This is a genomic window from Pseudomonas sp. RGM2987, assembly GCF_022952855.1.
Classification (GTDB): domain Bacteria; phylum Pseudomonadota; class Gammaproteobacteria; order Pseudomonadales; family Pseudomonadaceae; genus Aquipseudomonas.
The window spans coordinates 64,587-83,703 of record NZ_JALJDX010000222.1 but is presented as its reverse complement, the minus strand read 5'-3'; the positions used below and the strand labels follow the sequence as shown (position 1 = coordinate 83,703).

The window sequence follows — 19,117 nt, the reverse complement described above, 5'->3', positions numbered from 1 at the left end:
AATCTGGAGGTAACTGACGCATGGTCACGATCGGCATCATCGGCGCGGGCGAAGTCGGCAGCAATATCGCGCGCGCCGCTATCGCGAACGGATATCAGGTGGTCATCGCCAATTCGCGGGGGCCTGACACCTTGAGTGAGCTGGTTGAGACACTGGGCCCCTCGGCGCGTGCCGCCACGGCAGAAGGAGCTGCGGCGGCGGGCGATATCGTCGTCGTGGCCGTCCCGCTCAAGGTCATCAACGACATGCCGGTGGCGGCGCTGGCGGGCAAGGTGGTGATCGACACGAACAACTACATGGTTTGGCGTGACGGCCATATCCCAGTTATTGATTCGGGTGAAAAGACCGTTCACGAGCTTCGCCAGGAGCACCTCCCAACCTCCAAGGTGGTGAAGGCCTTTACCCATATCCAGGCGCTCAGGATCAACACCTGGGGCAGGCCCGCAGGTTCACCCGAGCGCCTGGCTCTGTCGGTTTCCAGTGATTTTCCCGAGGCGGTGCAATGGGTGACGCGGCTGTATGACCAGTTCGGTTTCGACACCGTCGACAACAGTCCGCTGAGCGAATCGTGGCGCAGCGCGCCCGGTCAGCCCGCTTGGAAGCAGGAGCGCCAGCCCCGGCTCGAATTGGCGGCCAATCTTGCCGGGGCTGTCGCCAAGAACCCAGGGCCCCGTTGACACAGGACCTTGGTGCAGGAGGGGTCAAAACAGTTTGGTAAACAACCAGTACAGACTCCCGGACAACAGGATCGCCGCAGGCAGTGTCAGGACCCAGGCCATCAGCAGGTTGCGGATCGTGCGCATCTGCAAGCCGGAGCCATTGGCGACCATGGTCCCGGCCACGCCGGAGGACAGTACGTGGGTGGTGGAGACCGGCAAGCCGAACATGTCGGCCGCGCCAATGGTCATCATCGCCACGGTTTCCGCCGATGCGCCTTGGGCGTAGGTCAGGTGGCTCTTGCCGATTTTTTCACCCACCGTCACTACGATGCGTTTCCAGCCGACCATGGTGCCCAGGCCGAGAGCGATGGCCACCGCGATCTTCACCCACAACGGAATGAACCGCGTGGAGGCGTCGATCTGTTGCTTGAACAGTTGCAGCTTGCCGCTGGTGTCAGCGTCGAAGTTGCCGACTTTGTTCTTGTCCATCAGGCGAATGGTTTCGCTGGTCAGGTACATGTCGTTACGCACGTTGCCCACGGCTTCGGCGGGCACCTTGGCGAGAGAGCCGTAGCCCTTGACCTCGGCGCCGATGCTGCCGGTCAGCGCAGCCAGGGCCGGCACCAACTGCGGCGTGGCCTGCTTGCTGCTGACGAAGCTGGACAGCACCGCACGCGGATCGGCCGGCGCTGGCTGCGGTGAATTTTTTACCAGGGCTTGCTGGGTGACTTGCGCCACCGCAGCGAACTGCAGGGCCTGGTCGGCCGGCATGGTGCGGTTCAGCGCGTACGCCATCGGCAGGGTGCCGACCAGGATCAACATGATCAGGCCCATGCCTTTCTGGCCGTCGTTGGAACCGTGGGCGAACGACACGCCGGTGCAGGTCAGGATCAGCATGCCGCGAATCCACCAGGGCGGCGGGGTATTCCCTTCAGGGGCTTTGTACAGCGAACGATTCTTGACGAAGGCCCGCAGCGCCAGCAGTAGCAACGCGGCGCAGCCGAAGCCCACCAGCGGCGACAACAGCAACGCGTAGCCGATCTTGCTCGCCTGGACCCAGTCCACGCCACTGGTGCCGTCGCGACCGTGCATCAGGGCATTGGCGACGCCGACGCCGATGATCGAGCCAATCAGGGTGTGGGACGAAGACGCCGGCAAGCCCAGCCACCAGGTGCCGAGGTTCCACAGGATGGCGGCGATCAGCAGGGCGAAGATCATGGCGAAACCGGCGGAGGAGCCGACCTGCAGGATCAGTTCCACCGGCAGCAGGGCGATGATGCCGAAGGCCACCGCACCGCTGGACAGCAGCACCCCCAGGAAGTTGAAGAACCCCGACCAGGCCACCGCAAGGTTCGGCGCCATGGAGTTGGTGTAGATAACCGTGGCCACCGCGTTGGCGGTGTCGTGGAAGCCGTTGACGAACTCGAAACCGAGGGCGATCAGCAGCGCCACGCCCAGGAGCAGGAACGGCGTCCAGGTGGTCACCACCGTGCCGAGTTCGTTCATGTCGTGCATCAGGCTGTAGGCGGTGAACAGCAATCCGCTGCCCAGCACGGCGAAGAACACCACCAGGGTGAGCACGCTTGGCTTGCGGTGGAGTTGTGGTCTTGTGCTGTGGGCGACTGGACTCGCTGAGTCCATGGCCAGGGTCGGGTTTGTCATGATGAAATCCGGTTCATTGGGACGGTGGGGGGCGCTTGCGGCGGGCCTCAATAAATCTGCGGCACGATCAGCTCCGGTGGCGTCGGACTACGGCTGTAATCCTCCTGTCGCACCCGCTGCGGCAGCTCGATGGCCGGCAGTTCGACTTCTTCATAGGGCATTTGCCCAAGCAGATGGTGGATGCAGTTGAGTCGGGCTTTTTTCTTGTCATCGGCTTGCACCACCCACCACGGGGCCTCGGCGATGTGGGTGCGTTCGAGCATGATTTCCTTGGCCTTGGTGTACGCCTCCCAGCGTCGACGGGACTCCAGGTCCATGGGGCTGAGCTTCCATTGTTTGAGCGGATCGTGAATGCGGCTGAGAAAGCGCAAGTGTTGTTCCTGGTCGGAAATCGAGAACCAGTACTTGATCAACTGGATGCCGGAGCGGGCGAGCATCCGCTCGAACTCCGGCACGGTGCGGAAAAACTCTTCGTACTGGTCGTCAGTGCAGAACCCCATGACCTGCTCGACCCCGGCACGGTTGTACCAACTGCGGTCGAACAACACGATTTCACCGGCGGCCGGAAGATGCGAGACGTAGCGCTGGAAGTACCACTGCGTGCGTTCGCGGTCGTTGGGGGCGGGCAGGGCGGCGACCCGACACACCCGCGGATTGAGGCGCTGGGTGATGCGCTTGATCACCCCACCCTTGCCGGCGGCGTCGCGGCCTTCGAACAGGATCACCACCTTGTGCCCGGTCTTGACCACCCAGCTTTGCAGCTTCACCAGTTCGCCCTGGAGACGAAACAGTTCGCTGAAATACCGGCGGCGATTTTCCTTCTCGCTGCCTTCCGGTGCCTGCTCATCGAACAACGCACTGAGGTCATGGCCGTCCTCGGCCAATTCCAGTTCAAGCTCCTCATCACCGTGATCGAGCAGCTCGCGGTGAATGCGTTGGATCAAGGTGTCCTGGGTTGAAAGCATCTTGGCAACTCGCGTCGTGGAGGCGCTGTCTACGCTAGTTGCAATTTGTTACATAGTGGTGACGGTCATCTTCCCTTCATGTCATTTGTTATCACTAAAACGTTTTATGCAGGACGATGCCTGCAAGATCCGCTTTTATGCGGCGGCCGCTCAAGCGCATAAAAATGTCATCCAGGTGTCATCAGCGCCATGGCAAGCTCGGTGGCCACGCTGGTGGCTGCTTCCCGATGTGCGTGGTCGGCGAGCGCTCAACGTCGGGCATCGGCACCTCTTGGGCGTTTCCTTATCGTCAGGTCGTGAACCATTTCCTTTATAGAACAACGGGTAAACCGGTTATCGGAAGCTTCAGCGCGGATCAGGATGATTACTCGAACGGGGCTTTTCGCTCTTTCGATATGCAGTCAGTGAAGGCACAATGCGCATCCTTTTTTGGCTCGCCTTGCCGGAGGCCGCGAAAATGATCAAAACGCCGTACTACCTCATCGACAAACAGAAGCTGCTGGCGAACATGCAGAAGATCGCCTATGTGCGTGAGCAGTCCGGGGCCAAGGCCTTGCTGGCGCTCAAGTGCTTCGCCACCTGGTCGGTGTTCGACCTGATGCAGCAGTACATGGACGGCACCACTTCGTCGTCGCTCTATGAGCTCAAGCTCGGTCGGCAGAAGTTCGCCGGCGAGACCCATGCCTACAGCGTGGCCTGGGCCGACGATGAGATCGAGGACATGCTCGCCAACTGCGACAAGATCATCTTCAACTCCATCGGCCAGTTGCAGCGCTACGCCGAGGCGTCGGCGGGCAAGGTTCGTGGCTTGCGGGTCAACCCGCAAGTGAGCAGTTCGGACTACCTGCTGGCCGACCCGGCGCGTCCGTTCAGCCGCCTGGGCGAATGGGACCCGGTAAAGGTCGAGCAGGTCATCGAGCAGATCTCCGGGTTCATGTTCCACAACAACTGCGAGAACGGCGACTTCGGTCTGTTCGACCAGATGCTGGGCACTATCGAAGAGCGCTTTGGTCACCTGTTACATAAGGTCGAGTGGGTCAGCCTTGGTGGCGGCATCCATTTCACCGGCGAAGGCTATGCATTGGACGCATTCTGCGCGCGTCTCAAGGCGTTTTCGCAGAAATACGGCGTGCAGGTCTACCTGGAGCCGGGCGAAGCGGCGATCACCCAGAGCGCATCGCTGGAAGTCACCGTGCTCGACACCCTCTACAACGGCAAGCACCTGGCCGTGGTGGACAGCTCCATCGAGGCGCACATGCTCGATCTGCTGATCTATCGCCTGAACGCCAAGCTGGCGCCGAGCGAGGGCGAGCACACCTATATGATTTGCGGCAAGTCGTGCCTGGCCGGAGACATCTTCGGCGAATATCAATTCGATCGTCCGCTGTCCATCGGCGATCGGCTGTCGTTCATCGACGCAGCGGGCTACACCATGGTCAAGAAGAACTGGTTCAACGGCCTGAAAATGCCGTCCATCGTAGTGAAGCAGCTCGACGGCAGCGTCGAAGTGGTTCGCGAATTTGTTTACGACGACTATCTGTCCAGCCTCTCTTGAGCTGGCGGAAGGAGACTTGAAGAAATTGAAGAAGAACGTACTTATCATTGGTGCAGGAGGTGTCGCCAAGGTGGTGGCCCACAAGTGCGCGCAGCACAACGACGAACTCGGTCGTATTGCTATCGCGTCGCGCAACATCTCCAAATGCCAGGCCATCATCGACAGCGTCAAGGCCAAGGGTAGCCTCAAGCAGCCCGCCGACATCAAGGCCTTTGCGCTCAATGCGCTGGATGTCGAAGCGACCAAGGCGCTGATTCGCGAGACCGAGTCGCAGATCGTCATCAACGTCGGCTCCGCTTTCCTCAATATGTCGGTGCTGCGTGCCTGCATCGATACCGGCGTGGCCTACCTGGACACCGCCATCCACGAAGAACCGGGCAAGGTCTGCGAAACGCCGCCCTGGTACGGCAACTACGAGTGGAAGCATCTGCAGGAGTGCCAGGAGAAGAACATCACCGCCATCCTCGGCGTGGGCTTCGACCCGGGCGTGGTCAATGCCTATGCGGCACTGGCCCAGCAACAGCATTTCGACCGCATTGATTCGATCGACATTCTCGACGTCAATGCCGGTTCGCACGGCAAATATTTCGCCACCAATTTCGATCCTGAAATCAATTTCCGTGAATTCACCGGACAGGTGTGGAGCTGGCAGGACAGCCAGTGGACCAGCAACACCATGTTCGAAGTCAAGCGCACCGACGACCTGCCGGTCGTGGGCTCGCAAAATTTGTACCTGACCGGCCATGACGAAGTGCACTCGCTGTCGAAGAACCTCGACGTGCCAAACGTGCGCTTCTGGATGAGCTTTGGCGAGCACTACATCAATGTGTTCACCGTCCTGCGTAACCTCGGCCTGCTCTCCGAGCAACCGGTCAAGACCGCCGAAGGCCTGGAAGTCGTACCGCTGAAAGTGGTCAAGGCCGTGCTGCCGGACCCGAGCTCGCTGGCGCCGGGCTACACCGGCAAGACCTGCATCGGTGACCTGGTCAAGGGTGTCAAGGACGGCCAGCCACGCGAGATGTTCATCTACAACGTGGCCGACCACGAAGAGGCCTACGCCGAAACCGACAGCCAGGGCATCTCCTACACCGCCGGCGTACCGCCAGTCGCCGCCGCCCTGTTGGTGGCCCGTGGCGAGTGGGACGTGCAGCGCATGGTCAACGTCGAGGAACTGCCAGCCGAGCCGTTTCTCCAGGCGCTGGACGTGATGGGCCTGCCGACGCGTATCAAGGACGAGCAGGGCGACCGCCCCTGGAACGGCTGATAAGTTGACGCCGAACGGTTTGCCGTCAGCGTGAAGACCTGGCAAACCGCAGAAAAAATGCCCCGTATCGAAAGGTACGGGGCATTTTTCGTTATGGCTGACTCTGACCCACCGCCATCGCGAGCAGGCTCGCTCCCACAGTGATCATGGTCTGTATCCAAATTCCGCATCCGCCACAAACCCCCTGTGGGAGCGGGTTTACCCGCGAAAGCGGCGGTCCATTCAACATCTGCTTGGCTGACCCACCGCCTTCGCGAGCAAGCCCGCTCCCACAATGATCTTGATGTGCATACAAACTCTGCACCTGCCACAACCCCCCTGTGGGAGCGGGTTTACCCGCGAAAGCGGCGGTCCATGCAACATCTTCTTGGCTGACCCACCGCCTTCGCGAGCAAGCCCGCTCCCACAATGATCTTGATGTGCATACAAACTCTGTACCCGCCACAAACCCCCTGTGGGAGCGGGTTTACCCGCGAAAGCGACGGTCCATTCAACATCTGCTCAGCTGACCCACCGCCTTCGCGAGCAAGCCCGCTCCTACAGTGATCTGGGTGTGCATACAGATTCCGCATCCGCCACAACCCCCCTGTGGGAGCGGGTTTACCCGCGAAAGCGGCGGTCCAATCAACATCTGCTTGGCTGACCCACCGCCATCGCGAGCAGGCTCGCTCCCACAGTGATCTGGGTGTGCATACAGATTCCGCATCCGCCCCAAACCCCCTGTGGGAGCGGGCTTGCTCGCGATGGCGGTGGATCAGCCGATGAGATGCCGACTGTTTCCATAACCCACATTCGCCCTTACGATTGCCACCGGAACCCAAGGAGAGGTCATCAGTGCAACCCATCAATATTCGCGAATTGAAATTGACCGATGCCCAAGCACTACTGGCATTCGAAGCCGATAACCGCACCTGGTTCGAATCCCACATCGACCCTCGGGACCCTTCGTTCTATTCGCTTGAAGGCGTCACAGAGCATATCGAAAGCTACCTGGCTGATTTCGCCGCCCAGACCTGGCACCCGTTTGTGATCGAGGATTGCCGCGAAAGAATCGTCGGTCGGGCAAACCTGAAAAGCATCAACTCACCGCAGGGCTCGGCGGAAGTGGGCTACCGGATAGATCAAGGCGTCTGCGGGCAGGGGTTGGCAACGCTGGCCTTGAAGCGTCTGATCGAAGAAGCGCGCAAGCGCTGGGGGCTGACACAGTTGGTGGCGTATGTGTATCAGGGCAACGCGGGTTCGAGAAAGGTCGTTGAGCGGTGCGGGTTCGTGCCTGAGCAGCTATCCAACGGCAATACGTCCAGAGGCGAGTGCCGTTTCGTGCTTGCGCTCTGACATGTAATGGCCTTTGCGGTAGTCCCATTGTCTCGATATTGACCCGATAGTGACTCTCCGAAGGGGCCGGTTTGTGGTGGGTCACCCCCAAGCTTTCTTTCAACCGAGTACACCTGCGGCAGTAATGCCTTGGCACGCTCATGGAAGGAGCCGGAATGTTCATCCAAATGGTAAATCCGGCTGATCAATACTGCCCCTGCACCGCAGCGTTATAGCGCCTGCGCAACTCATCGTACCCAGCCTGTGCAGCCGCAAGGTCCTGGTTCAGTTGCGCGGCATCGGCTCTTGCCGCCCAGTGTCGCTGCAAGCGTTCCAGGGTGGCGATCCATTCCTTGGCAGCAAGGCTGATTTTGCTCCATACGGGCGGGCCGCCGTTGGCGGAGCGTAGGCGGGGTAGCGCCTGTATGGCGGAGTCGGCGTCCGTCCAGGTGGCCGCCAGGGTTTGTTGCATGGCGAGCAACTGTTTTTGGGTCAAAGGTGTGCCTGCGGTCATGGCATCCAGGGCATTGATGGTCTCGCGGGCATCGATCATGAAGCGCAGCGTGTACCAATGCTGATCGCGCCCCAAACGCTTTTCGATGGCCGCCAGTTGCTCTCCCCGAACCTGCAGTTGCGGCTGTTCCAGTGCCTGACGCAACGGTATTGCCTGGGCGCGGACGTCCTGCAGATGCGCGGTAAAGGTCCGGTCGAGTGGCTCCAGGCCCCGCTCATCTCGATCGACCGGCCGTTCTGCCATCCACCGTTCGACAGCCAGCGAGTCCGGGCGCAGGTGGTTATAGGCCTGGACGTAGTTCCTGGCCAGGGCACTGAGGCCAGGATCAGGATGGCTGAGCCAGGGTTTACAGGGCGAAGGTTGGGCGTTCTGCGCTCGGATGAGATCGCCCGAGCCCATGCCGAAGCCGGGGAAGATCCAGCCAAATGGCCATTTTTCCCTGGGTTGGGAAACCAGGGTGCGATAACTGACATAACGCTCGTCCAGCAGCTCGGCGCCATCGATCAGGCACGTGTTGATGTCCTGGACCGCGGTCCAGCGTGAAAGCGTATCCGGATCGGTGTCGGGGGCGGACAAGCGCAGGACCATCCAGCTCATCGTCAGCAGGACGACAACGGCGGTGAAAAAGGCTCGGGTGCTGATCATGGTTGGCTCGTGCTATGCCACTGGATCGTGGACAGTTCCGAAGGGCAGGGCGGGGGCGTCGACTGGCGGGCGACGCAGGTTCGCTGCGGCCAGGCCTGGAGGCCCTGGTTTACGGCAAGGGCGCCGTTGTTGGCCAGGGCATTACCCAATAGAACAAGGGGCACGAGCATGCCCAGGAACAGGCCGATGAGCACGTCGCCAGGGACGTGCTCATAGAGCCGGGCGAACACAGACGGGCCGCGTCTGGAGGTCCTTCGCCGGCTCAGGACTGCCAGGGCACCGAGGATGCCAAAGTACGTCCCTGCGGCGAGAATACCTCCCGCCAGGTAGATGAGCCCACCGAGCAACCCGACCCAGAGACTCTCGCGGATCGGCAATGGCGCGGGCCGGCGCAAACTCAGCCATTGACCGAAGCGAGCGTGGAGCGACTGGTCGAGGCGCCAGGCACCGCGACTCAACACCTTGCAGAAGGCGTTGAGCCCCCAGGCGACCACACCCAGGAGCAACGCCCGCATGAGCATGTCGAGCACGCTGCTGAAGAACGAGCCACCGAGTCGATATTCGAAGAACCAGCTCATGCAGGCCGAAGTGCCCAGGATCGCCAGCGGCACGGCCATGATCGGCGTCTGTCGGCGCAGCGGGCGCCAGTTGTCCGGGGCCAGCTCAGGAAGTTCTTCAAGCAGATGTGGGTGGCGGATCTCAACCGTGCGGTACAACGCCTCGCAAGCTGCCCAGTCCTCGGCGCTGAAGGTCATGCTCAAGCGCACCCGGGCGTCTTCGTCGAGCCCGCCAAATAGCATTCGGGCGGCCTTGGAGTCGCTGCCGTCGGTGGTGGTTGCGAGGCGCGCCTGCTGCTCAAGGAATGTTGCGCAATGGCTGCGGGCGAGCAATTGACTCCACCAGGGTTCGGGGCAGGGGCTGTGATGGCCGGTCTGCTTCCAACCCTGTTGCGCGCAGATCGCGTCGAACAACTCCTCTGACCAACGCGGTGTCTGTAGCAAGGCCATGGCCAGGCATTGGTTCAGCCACTGCCGGGCATCGAGTGTCTGCAGCCAGGGGCTGGCACCGAGCTGTCGGGCCAGGTCGAGAAAGCGTTGGCTGTCGTGCCAGGCTTCGGTCAGGCGCGACCACGCCAGCTCCATGAGCTGGTTGCGCAATTGCTCGGTGGCGCCGACGGGCAGGTCCTCTCGCTGCCACGGCGTCAACCAATGCAACTGGCTGATAGCTGCTTGCGCCAGTGCGTAGGCATCTTCCTGCGCCAGGCAGTGTCTGAGCAGGCCGTGCTCGAAGTCCTGCTCGTATCCGTAGAGGCGCGCTTGCGCTACGCGCTCGGCGAGGTTGGCAGCGCTGATCCCCTCCAGGCATTGCATGGCCAGGCGTTGGCTCGGCGACGGGCCCTGCGGTTCTGCTGGCCTGGGTTCTGGGTGCGGGGCCGCGGGCTGCGTTTCAAGCCAGTCGACGGGAATCGGTCCGTCAGCCTCGACCACCACCTCCTGTTGCCAATCGGCCCATGCCAGGGCCTGCTCATAGGCTTCGCGCAGGCGCTGGAAACCCTCGGGGTCTTCGTCCGGTCGATGCTGTTTGAGCAGGTTCGCATACTGGCGCTTGATGCTGCGTTTGTCGGCGTCCGCCGGCAGGCCCAGGACCTCCCAGCAGCTCATCGCCAGACACCTTCTTCCAGCCCGTCGAGTTGAGCGCTGATGTGCATGCGCAACTCGCGGATGTCATGCAGCTCCTGTGTCTCGAGCATCCGGGCGAAGCGGGTGGCCATCTCATCGAGCTGCTGGCGCAGGTCGCCGCGGCTTTCCTGGTACAGGCGCTCCAGCCGGGCGATCAGCAAGGTGTTGGGTTGCTCGTCCCGGGGATGGATCTTCAACGCTTGCAGGGCCTTGAGACGCTGCCCAATCTCCTCGCTGTCCAGCACGCCGGCATTGTTGGCGATCACCAGGTTGCGCCGTTCCCCGGTCTGGACGATCTGCGCATCGGCTTCCAGCAGACCGTTGGTGTCGTAGGTGAAACGCACGTCGATACTGACTTCCCCGGCGGGCATCGGCGGCACGGCAATCTCCAGTTCGCCCAGGAGAATGTTTTCGTTGATCCGCCGGCTTTCACCCTGGTAGACCTTCAGCAGCACGACCTTTTGCTGGTCCTTGAGGGTGTACACGCGCTTGACCTTGCTCACCGGCACCACGCAGTTGCGTTCGATGATTGGCAGGTAGTGGCCGTTTTCGAGCGCACCGCCGTATTCGACGGCGATCTCGATGCCCATGGAATAGGGACAGACGTCAGTCATGACCACTTCTTCGAGCGCCGCGTCACGGCTCTTCAAGCCCGCTTGCACCGCTGCGCCCAGTGCCACGGCTTCGTCGGGGTTGAGCTGGATCGAAGGAAAGCGTCCAAACAGACTGGCCGCCAGCTTGCGCACCAGCGGCATGCGGGTGGTGCCGCCCACCAGCAGCACTTCGTCCAGTTCGCTGGCGCGGATCCGGGCATCGCGCAAGGCGGTCTCGATGGGGGCTCGAAGCCGGGCAAACAGGGGGGCATAAAGCTCGGTCAGCGCCGCCTGGGTGTATTGCCGATGCCATTCACGCTCGCCCTGGCGTACCGAGAAGGTCGCGCTGGAGTCATGGCCCAGGGTTTTACGCACACGCTCGGCCTCACGCCGCAGTCGCCCATAAAGCTGCGCGTCGCCCAGGGCCAGCGGGCCTTCGCTGCTGGCGGCCTGAGCGGCGACGAAATCCTGGAGCAGCAACGTGTCGAAATCCTCCCCGCCCAGGTAGTTGTCGCCGGCACTGGCACGCACTTCCATTACGCCCTCGAACAGTTCCAGGATGGACACATCGAAGGTCCCGCCGCCAAGGTCGAATACCAGGAAGGTGCTGGCGTTGTCACGCTGATGCAAGCCATAGGCGAGGGCGGCCGCGGTGGGTTCGTTGATCAGTCGCTCGACCTTGAACCCCGCCAGTTCACCGGCAATCCGCGTGGCCTTGCGCTGGGCATCGCTGAAATAGGCCGGGACGCTGATCACTGCTTCTTCCACTGGTTCGCCGAAATGCCGTTCGGCGTCCTCGCGCAAGCTGCGCAGCACCATCGCCGAGAGCTCTTCGGCACGAAACTCACGATTGCCAAGGGTGGTGACGCGCGAGCTGCCCATGTATCGCTTGAACAGCGAGGCGGTCAGCTGCGGATGCGTCTGTAACCGCTCCAGGGCCGCGCGACCGACCATGACCCGGCCTTCGTCGTCCAGGCCCACCACGCTGGGGGTCAGCCACTCGCCCAGCGCATTGGGTACCAACTGTGCCGCGCCGGCGCGCCAAACCGCGATCAGGCTATGGGTGGTACCCAGGTCAATGCCGACAATCATGTCCGTTGAATCTCCCTATCGTTACTTTTTGCTTGGCTCTACCTGCTAGCCGGGCAGCTTATCAGGCCTGTATCGGCGAATTTGTGAAAATCTTTGCCCGGCGAATCAGCCAAGCATCTCCAGGGTCCGGGTGTCCACGCTGACCTTGGATTCCAGCGCTCGGGCGAACAGCGAACCGTCAGCGGCAGCCACCGAAAACAGGGTCATGCAGGACGCAAACTTCAGCGCGTCGAGGCCCCCCAGCAGTTGCTCCAGCGGGATGTTCGAATCCAGAACGGCATGGGTTGCCCGTTCCAGGCGTGGCCCCAGAATTGGATGCTGCAGATAATCACGCGCCTCCTGGAGATCCCGCAAGCCATAGTATGTGGCGTTTGCGCTGACCCCCAGGCCACGTAGCTGGGGAAACACAAACCAGATCCAGTGGCTCTCTTTGCGTCCACGCTCAAGCTCCCGTATCGCCTGTTCGTAGCTCGATGCCTGGGCTTGGACGAAGCGTTCCAGTGATTCGGTCATGGGGGCTCCATGCAACTGCGAGGCTGAAAATACAAGCGCATCCCGGGTTGTGACAACCCGGCATCGACCTTTGCTCATTTTGTCAGCAATGCCCTACGGTCCTCAGGCCTCGGCTTCGATACCTGGCGTTTTGGACCCCGAGGGCTCATGAAACATCGCCCTGGACTTGCCGGCACGCTTGGCCCGATAGAGCGCTGCATCGGCCTGGGCCAGCGCGGCAGTAAAGTCGCCACCGGCCCACAACGTTGCGCCGATGCTGCAGCCGATCTTGATCGGCTCTCCCGCCAGTACCACCGGCTCTGCCAGTTTGGCGATGATGCGTTGGGCGGCGCTCTGCAGGTTGCTCAAGGATTCGCCTGCCCGCAGGCGCAGCAGAAGCACGAACTCATCGCCCCCGTGACGTACGGCAATGTCGCCCTCGCGCACTGCGGCCAGGAGCCGGATGCCGACTTCACGCAGCAGGTCATCGCCCACGGCGTGGCCGAAGCGATCGTTGACCGGCTTGAAACCGTCGAGGTCCAGGCACAAGACGCCGAATTCAGGTAAGTCTTGAGCCTCGCTGCCCAGCGCCTCGATGTATTTGTCCAGCGCCGCCCGGTTGGGCAGGCCGGTGACGACGTCACGGTACGCGATGCCCTCGACTAGGGCCAACTGACCGCCTTTGCGGGTTAGGCTGTCCACCAGGTGACGGATCGCGACGCTGAGTGTTTCGACTTCCCGGGCGCCTTTGAGCAGTGGGATGCGCACATCGGCGCCCTCGGAAAGGCGTGCAGCCGCGTCGGCGATGGTGTTCACGGGACCCGTGAGAATGCCGGCGACAATCCAGCCGATGACCGCGAACACGATGGACAGAATGCCGCCCCACATGAGTATCTCGTTGCGCAGTGCATGGGCTTGGGCGAAGGCGACCTCGGCCGGCTGACGCGTGACCACGGTCCAGCCCAGTCCCGGATATCCGTCGACGCCGACGCTCTGTGCCGTACCGGCCAGATAAAGATTGCCGTCCTGCCAGCGATCCACCGACCAGCTCTGTCCACCGCCGGCATGCAGGCTGACCCCAACGGGTTTGCCGATCATGTCCTTGGGGCCCAGCAGCACGGTGCCGTCTTTGCTAATTACCAGGAACTCAAGGCCAGGCAGGCGTTTTTGCAGAGGCTCGAACAACGAGCGTCCAACCTCGGCGGCCCATTCCCAGGAGAGGTGCGCCGCGAGTACACCGGTCAGTTGGCCGGCGTCGCTCTTGATCGGCATGCTGATGTCGACGAATTTCATCGCCTCACCGGACGGGTTGGGCAGCAGCTTGGCGAGCATCACCGCCTCGTGCACGTCGCCGATGAAGGTTTGCTCACGGGCGTTGCTGAAAACCGGACGTTGGGAGATGTCCGCGCCATGCAACAGGCCACCGGTCGAAGCGAGCACCTTGCCGTGGGCATCGGTCAGGCCGATCCAGGAGTAACTGGGAAACTGCTCGCTGAGGTGATTGAGCAGCGCCCGAGCCTGATCGGCATCGGCCGCACCTTGCAAAGCCTTCAGCTTGCTAAGGACGGTGAGTGCTTTGGCACGGTTACTCATGTCGCGGTCAAGGCGATCGACCATCGAATAGGCGTATTCGCTCAACTGACGACCTGTCTGCTCCTTGAGCCTGGAGATGGACGATTCGCCGATCACGGCGCCAAAGACACAACTGAGGAGGAGCACGACCAATGCCACGACGATGGCGAAGCGTGCCCGCAGGCTTTGAAAGAGAAAGGAGTACATAGTGTTGCCCCAGGGGTGTTATCCAGAAGCCTGAGTTCCCTGGCTTGTTTTTGCTTATCCTCTCAAATTTTTTGCGGCTACGGTACTGCGGCCCTGAGCGAAATCAATCGACCGCATCCAAGGACCAGATAGGCCAGGATCGGCGCCTCGCAGAAGGCGCCGATCCGTCCGACTGCTTACAACCAGTAACGCAGGCCAAGCATCAACGACTGAGCGTTGTATTCGGTGCTCACGTCGCCCTCGGGCAGGCCCTGGATGTTGCCGAAGTGCGCTTCGCGAGTCTTGAAGTACCGATAATCAACGGACATGGACCAGTGCTCGGTAAGCTCATAGCCGACCCCCGCGCCGAGTTGATAGGCGCCGACGGTGTCACGGTGGGTGCCGCCGAACTGGACGCCGCCAGCCTCCAGGCCGCTGATGGTCAGGACCGCGTAGCCCAGGCCGCCGCCGATGTACGGGGTGAACCGGCTGAAGGGGGCAGGCAGGTTCTTGACGTCGTACCAGAGGTTGGCCATGACGCTGCTCGCTTCTTCTTCACCCTTGCCCTCGATACTGCCGCCGCCTTCGTAGACCCGGTGATTGAATTGGTCCAGGGTGTTGCGACGGTAGTTGAGTTCCAGTTCCGGCCGTAGCCCGACCGGGAAGCCCCAACCCACGGCAAGCCCAGTGGCGTAGCCGGAGTGCAACGGCTGGTTGTACTGCATTTCGACGAAGTCGAGGTCGTTCTGGGTCAGGTCCTGCTTTTCCACCCAGTTCAAGCCGCCCATGGCGCTGACATAGGGGCCGAGTGTGTCGGCGAAGCTGGTCGCTGGTGCGATGACACCCATGCCGATGATGCACATCATGAGGTACTGGGTGTTTTTCTGTAGGTTCATGCTGGGTCCAGAGTAAGGCGGTTATCGATAAGTAAACGAAGGTTGTTCGGTGTGTTCACGCCAGATGCAGGGGCGACCGGTTCTTCTCGAACTTCGTCGCGCTCAGGGCGTTGGTCCGCTGCTCGGCCAGGCTGCACAGGTTGTCCAGGGCCCGGGTCATCGCTACGCTCAGCGCCTTGCGCATCAGCCCGCGGTACAAAAAGCTCAGGGGCCCGGAAATCTTCGCGCTATGGATGACCTGGGTTTCATGGGGGGAGAGCCTGCGCATCTGGTGGTCGAACTCAAGGCTCATCCAAAGCAGCCTGGCGCTGTTGCGATAGCTCTCATGCAGGCTTACCGCCTCCAGTTTCAGCGGCATGGTCAGGCCATTCTCCAGGACGCACTTGCCCCGGGTCCCGGCGATGAATGGGCCATTGAGTTCGCAGTGGCGCACGTCGGTATCCCACAGCGGCGCTTCGACAAAATTGCTCCAGATCTTCCAGATTTCGGAAGGCGGCGATTTGACTATGACTTGCACTTTTACATCGTTCATGGCGACACCTTGGTTGGGGGGCACGGTCATGCTGAAGGCGGGTTCAATCCGCGCCTCAGGCAGCGGGTGCTGACTGGCTCAGCACCTGGGCAGTAATGGTGGCTTGACCGATTTTTTCGCCCCGGTTGAACAGGTCGATATAGATGCGATTGGTTTTGAATGACTGGAGCTGCCCTTCAAAACCGGCCTGCGGGGCCAACGACAATGGGCTGTTGCGGGGAATCGGCCGTTCCAGGGTGAAACTCAGGGCCAGCAGATTCATCGGCGTATTCAGTGGAATCCGCAAATGGCTGTGGGCAATCTGCATGTAGCACTGGCGGGCAACTTCAAGGAAATACACCATCGAACAATGTTCGGGATCGCCATCGCGGAAGAAGTGCCCCTCCGGAAGTTTTACCGTGTCCACGCTCAGGCCCTGGACGGCGCTGCTCATGTCGCTGACGATGACGTTTTCCTCCCGGTGCTTATGCAGCAGGGCCTTGTTGCGGCAGCGAGTGGCGGTGAAATCGACGGCCGGGGAGGTCTCGAACGCCGAGCTGTAGGCCATGCCGAGCACGCAGGTGCACATCAGCTTGCCGCCCTGCGTGACCTTTGCGTTGAACAGCTGAGGGTCGCTGCCCTGTTCCAGGTGTAAATCGATCACGCCTTCTTTCTGAACGTACTGCTGGAACTTGATGTTCAGGGTCTGGACATAGGCAACCCGGCCACTGAGGGGCGGCATGGCCAGTTCGATCAATTGCAGCACGCCTTCAAGCAACAGGATGCCCGGGATGTGATCCAAGGGGTGATCGAAGAAATACGGATGCGCTTCGTCCACCAGCAACTGCGCCTGCAACGACCTGGCGCTGCGCTGGACGTTGGTGATCACTTTATTTTGCTCACGGCGCGGCCACGGCGTCGGCCGTTGGTCCTGGGTGCCACGATGCAGGGCAAAGAGGCTCTCCATGGCACGAACCCGAACGCGCAGCCCGGACAGCACCGTACTGGTCAGCATGTCGCTGAGTTGCAGCACGTCGACGCCGTCATGGCGCGGCTCGGGGGCAGGGCTGACAGGTCGTGTCGGCGCCGTCACCGGTTGCAGCTCATGGGACGCGCCGTGGGCGAAACGCAACATGAAGGGATGCTTGATGGGCGTGGTGGCGTCGTTTGCCGCCGGCGTCCATTGACGCAGCTTTTCGGTGAACAACCACATCACGACCTTACCGGCTTCGCGCACCTCGATCACGCTGTGAGTGGCGCCTTTGAGCAGCACCGCCAGCAGGGTCTCGATGCCAGTGGCTTCCGCCAGGAACCCGGTCCGGTCTTGCAGCGATCCGCTGGCAGGCGCCCCATGGGGTTTGAGCTCACAGACTTCAACGCTCGAGTACTGCTTGCGCTCTTTGCCCAGCCGTTGGCAGGCCTGCTCCAGTGAGTCAGCGGCATGGGCGAGCACCGCCGCGCGGATCACCAGCAGCGGTTTTTCGTTGCCGGCCGCCTGATAAGGACGCAGGGCCAGCAGCCCGAGACCTTCCCCTTGCACGGTGGGCGAGCGACGTGCGCGTTCGACCTCGATTTCAGCGCTGATAAAGCGCCCGGCACCGAGCAACAGCGTGGTGATGCCTTCCTTGAACCATTGCTGCGAAGCCAGCAGCGTCTGCCAGAACAGCCCGGCGGTGCCCACCAGGGTCTGGTGAAAGCCCTTGAAGTCAAAGATCTGTGCCGGGTAGCCCGACAGCATATTTGGCAGCATCGTTGCCACGTCGGTCACTTCTACACCGGGCGCTACGCCTTGGCCTCGGGAGTAGAAATTGTGGGCGCTGCTGTACGCATTGCTGAAACGTTCACCGCCCATGTTGCAGCACATGACCATCGCCGTGCCGGCCGAGCCCGCCACGTCCGGCAGGCGTCGCAGCAGATGATTGACCCGGTCGGTGATCAACAGCTTGAACGGATCGACATGGGCCAACGGCTTGGGCCCCATGCCATAACCGTCGATGTCGATGAGCTGGTCCTGCGCCAGGAATTTCCCCAGCAAGGGTTGGGTCGCGGCAACGGTGTAATCGACGAAACGCCCGTAAGGGAAAATCACCGGCGCTTCTGGCGGTTGATCGAGCTGTTGCGCGAACGCCTGCAAACCCTTATGCCCGCCGAACGCGGCTTCAGCCTCGACGACGGCCAGGTCCAGCATCAGCACACCGGGGGCGACCCGCGGCGCGGCGCAGTGGTTGTCGGCAAGATACTCGTCCACCACCAGATGCGCATTGGCGCCGCCGAAGCCGAAACTGGAAATGCCGATCCGCAGCGCTGCCTGACGATCCGCCAGGGGTTGTACCTGTTCGGTGGCGAGCTTCAGGCAGGTCGCGTCGACTTTCGCGCTGGGGCGGTAGCCGGGCTGGGGTGGAATGCCTTTATGCCGCAGGATCATCAGGGCCTTGGCCAGCGATGCGCCTCCAGCGGCGGCCAATGGGTGGCCAATCACCGACTTGATCGAACCGATGGTGATTTTGCTGCCGTCGGTACGGTGGGGGCCGAAGAAGCTGTCGAGCGAGGCCAGCTCGGTCGCGTCGCCCAAGGGCGTGCCGGTGCCGTGGGTCTCGATGTAGTCCACAGCACTTGGGTCCAGGTCGGCGTAGGCACGTTGGTAGGCCGAGTATTGCGCCTGTTTGCCTGGGGCAAACACCGAGCCTTCGGCGCCGTCGGCGGACAGCCCTAGCGCCCGCACGATACCCAACGGCTGGCGCTGGGCGCTCAGCGCCTGGGACACCGGCTCGACCAGAAACGCCACCGCACATTCGCCGGGTACGATGCCATCGGCGTCCTGGCCGAAGGCTTCCATCCGGGCCCGGGCGGAAAAAGCCGTCAGCTGTGAAAAGCCCAGGAACAGCGCGGGGGGCAGCACGGTGTTCAGTGCCATGACAATCGCATTATCCGCCTGGCCGCTGTTGACCAGGGCCCGGGCCATATCGATGGCGTAGGGGAACGAGCTGCAGGCCGTATCCACCGACAACGCCGGACCGCCCAAGGCGAACGCCGCTGCCAGTTCAGTCACTTGTTCGCCCGGCGTATAGCCGCGCAGTGCATCGTTGTGTCCCTTCACGCCGGTGGCGAAATAGCTTTCGTCACTCCAGGACGTCGCCACCACCAGCGCGGTGCGCCCGGTGGTCGGCGCAGCGCCCTGGGCGGCGAGCTGGGCAAGCAGCGTTTGCAGCACTTTCTTGCCAATCGCGACCTGCCGCCCTTCATGGCGTGAGGGTGTCGATGGGGCATCGGCCAGGCAAAACGCGCTGTCCAGGTACACGCGATCCTTTTCGCCGGCCTTGGCTGAATAGATCGATGCCTTGTCCAGTTCCCAGCGAGCCGGCATCGATTCCACCGGCGCCAACTGTCCCTGGGACAGCAGTTGCCAAAGTGCGTCCGTTGACGGTGCTCCTGGAAACTCGCCCGCCATCGCGCTGAAGCAGAAATCGCCCGCTGTTGTGACTGCGCCACTCATACCTTTTCTCCTGATCGCCAAATGC

The 19,117-nt window shown here is 61.9% G+C and carries 14 protein-coding genes; 4 read left to right on the top strand and 10 right to left on the bottom strand.

Going from position 1 to position 19,117, the window contains the following annotated elements; translation table 11 throughout:
* Window positions 1–20 precede the first annotated feature (20 nt).
* Window positions 21–677 (top strand): NAD(P)-binding domain-containing protein, encoded by a 657-nt coding sequence (locus RGM2987_RS26650; protein ID WP_245145846.1) that lies wholly within the window; start codon window positions 21–23, stop codon window positions 675–677.
* A 24-nt stretch (window positions 678–701) separates the two neighbouring features.
* Here RGM2987_RS26650 and RGM2987_RS26645 read toward each other — a convergent pair whose 3' ends face one another.
* Together RGM2987_RS26645 and ppk2 are read right to left on the bottom strand one after the other, a co-directional pair.
* Window positions 702–2,321 carry an inorganic phosphate transporter gene (locus RGM2987_RS26645; protein ID WP_245145845.1) on the bottom strand — a complete coding sequence of 540 codons (1,620 nt, stop codon included), beginning with the start codon at window positions 2,319–2,321 and terminating at the stop codon, window positions 702–704.
* A 47-nt stretch (window positions 2,322–2,368) separates the two neighbouring features.
* Window positions 2,369–3,286 (bottom strand): polyphosphate kinase 2, encoded by a 918-nt coding sequence (gene ppk2, locus RGM2987_RS26640; RefSeq protein WP_245145844.1) that lies wholly within the window; start codon window positions 3,284–3,286, stop codon window positions 2,369–2,371.
* A 457-nt stretch (window positions 3,287–3,743) separates the two neighbouring features.
* Between ppk2 and RGM2987_RS26635 the strand changes: the two genes are divergently transcribed.
* From RGM2987_RS26635 to RGM2987_RS26625, 3 genes are all read left to right on the top strand, one after another.
* On the top strand, window positions 3,744–4,841 hold the full coding sequence (locus RGM2987_RS26635; RefSeq protein WP_245145843.1) for a carboxynorspermidine decarboxylase: 1,098 nt from the start codon (window positions 3,744–3,746) through the stop codon (window positions 4,839–4,841).
* Window positions 4,842–4,866: 25 nt separating this feature from the next.
* The gene (locus tag RGM2987_RS26630) at window positions 4,867–6,105 is read left to right on the top strand and encodes a saccharopine dehydrogenase family protein (RefSeq protein ID WP_245146159.1); all 1,239 of its coding nucleotides are present in this window, start codon (window positions 4,867–4,869) and stop codon (window positions 6,103–6,105) included.
* A gap of 834 nt (window positions 6,106–6,939) precedes the next feature.
* Complete coding sequence (locus tag RGM2987_RS26625) at window positions 6,940–7,440, top strand: GNAT family N-acetyltransferase (protein ID WP_245145842.1); 501 nt, start codon at window positions 6,940–6,942, stop codon at window positions 7,438–7,440.
* 184 nt (window positions 7,441–7,624) lie between these two features.
* Here RGM2987_RS26625 and RGM2987_RS26620 read toward each other — a convergent pair whose 3' ends face one another.
* The 8 genes from RGM2987_RS26620 to RGM2987_RS26585 all read right to left on the bottom strand — a co-directional run bounded on the left by RGM2987_RS26620 (window position 7,625) and on the right by RGM2987_RS26585 (window position 19,092).
* Complete coding sequence (locus RGM2987_RS26620) at window positions 7,625–8,578, bottom strand: DUF3829 domain-containing protein (RefSeq protein WP_245145841.1); 954 nt, start codon at window positions 8,576–8,578, stop codon at window positions 7,625–7,627.
* The gene (locus RGM2987_RS26615) at window positions 8,575–10,239 is read right to left on the bottom strand and encodes a J domain-containing protein (protein WP_245145840.1); all 1,665 of its coding nucleotides are present in this window, start codon (window positions 10,237–10,239) and stop codon (window positions 8,575–8,577) included. The genes RGM2987_RS26620 and RGM2987_RS26615 overlap by 4 nt, the downstream gene beginning before the upstream one ends.
* Entirely contained in the window at window positions 10,236–11,942 is a 1,707-nt protein-coding gene (locus RGM2987_RS26610) for a molecular chaperone HscC (protein WP_245145839.1), read from the bottom strand. The genes RGM2987_RS26615 and RGM2987_RS26610 overlap by 4 nt, the downstream gene beginning before the upstream one ends.
* 105 nt (window positions 11,943–12,047) lie before the next feature.
* Complete coding sequence (locus RGM2987_RS26605; RefSeq protein ID WP_245145838.1) at window positions 12,048–12,455, bottom strand: DUF1810 domain-containing protein; 408 nt, start codon at window positions 12,453–12,455, stop codon at window positions 12,048–12,050.
* 102 nt (window positions 12,456–12,557) lie between these two features.
* On the bottom strand, window positions 12,558–14,213 hold the full coding sequence (locus RGM2987_RS26600) for a sensor domain-containing diguanylate cyclase (protein WP_280640064.1): 1,656 nt from the start codon (window positions 14,211–14,213) through the stop codon (window positions 12,558–12,560).
* 176 nt (window positions 14,214–14,389) lie between these two features.
* Window positions 14,390–15,088, bottom strand: a complete 699-nt coding sequence (locus tag RGM2987_RS26595; protein ID WP_245145837.1) for an outer membrane beta-barrel protein — start codon at window positions 15,086–15,088, stop codon at window positions 14,390–14,392.
* A 55-nt stretch (window positions 15,089–15,143) separates the two neighbouring features.
* Window positions 15,144–15,620 (bottom strand): polyketide cyclase, encoded by a 477-nt coding sequence (locus RGM2987_RS26590; protein ID WP_245145836.1) that lies wholly within the window; start codon window positions 15,618–15,620, stop codon window positions 15,144–15,146.
* A 55-nt stretch (window positions 15,621–15,675) separates the two neighbouring features.
* On the bottom strand, window positions 15,676–19,092 hold the full coding sequence (locus tag RGM2987_RS26585; RefSeq protein ID WP_245145835.1) for a beta-ketoacyl synthase N-terminal-like domain-containing protein: 3,417 nt from the start codon (window positions 19,090–19,092) through the stop codon (window positions 15,676–15,678).
* Window positions 19,093–19,117 lie beyond the last annotated feature (25 nt).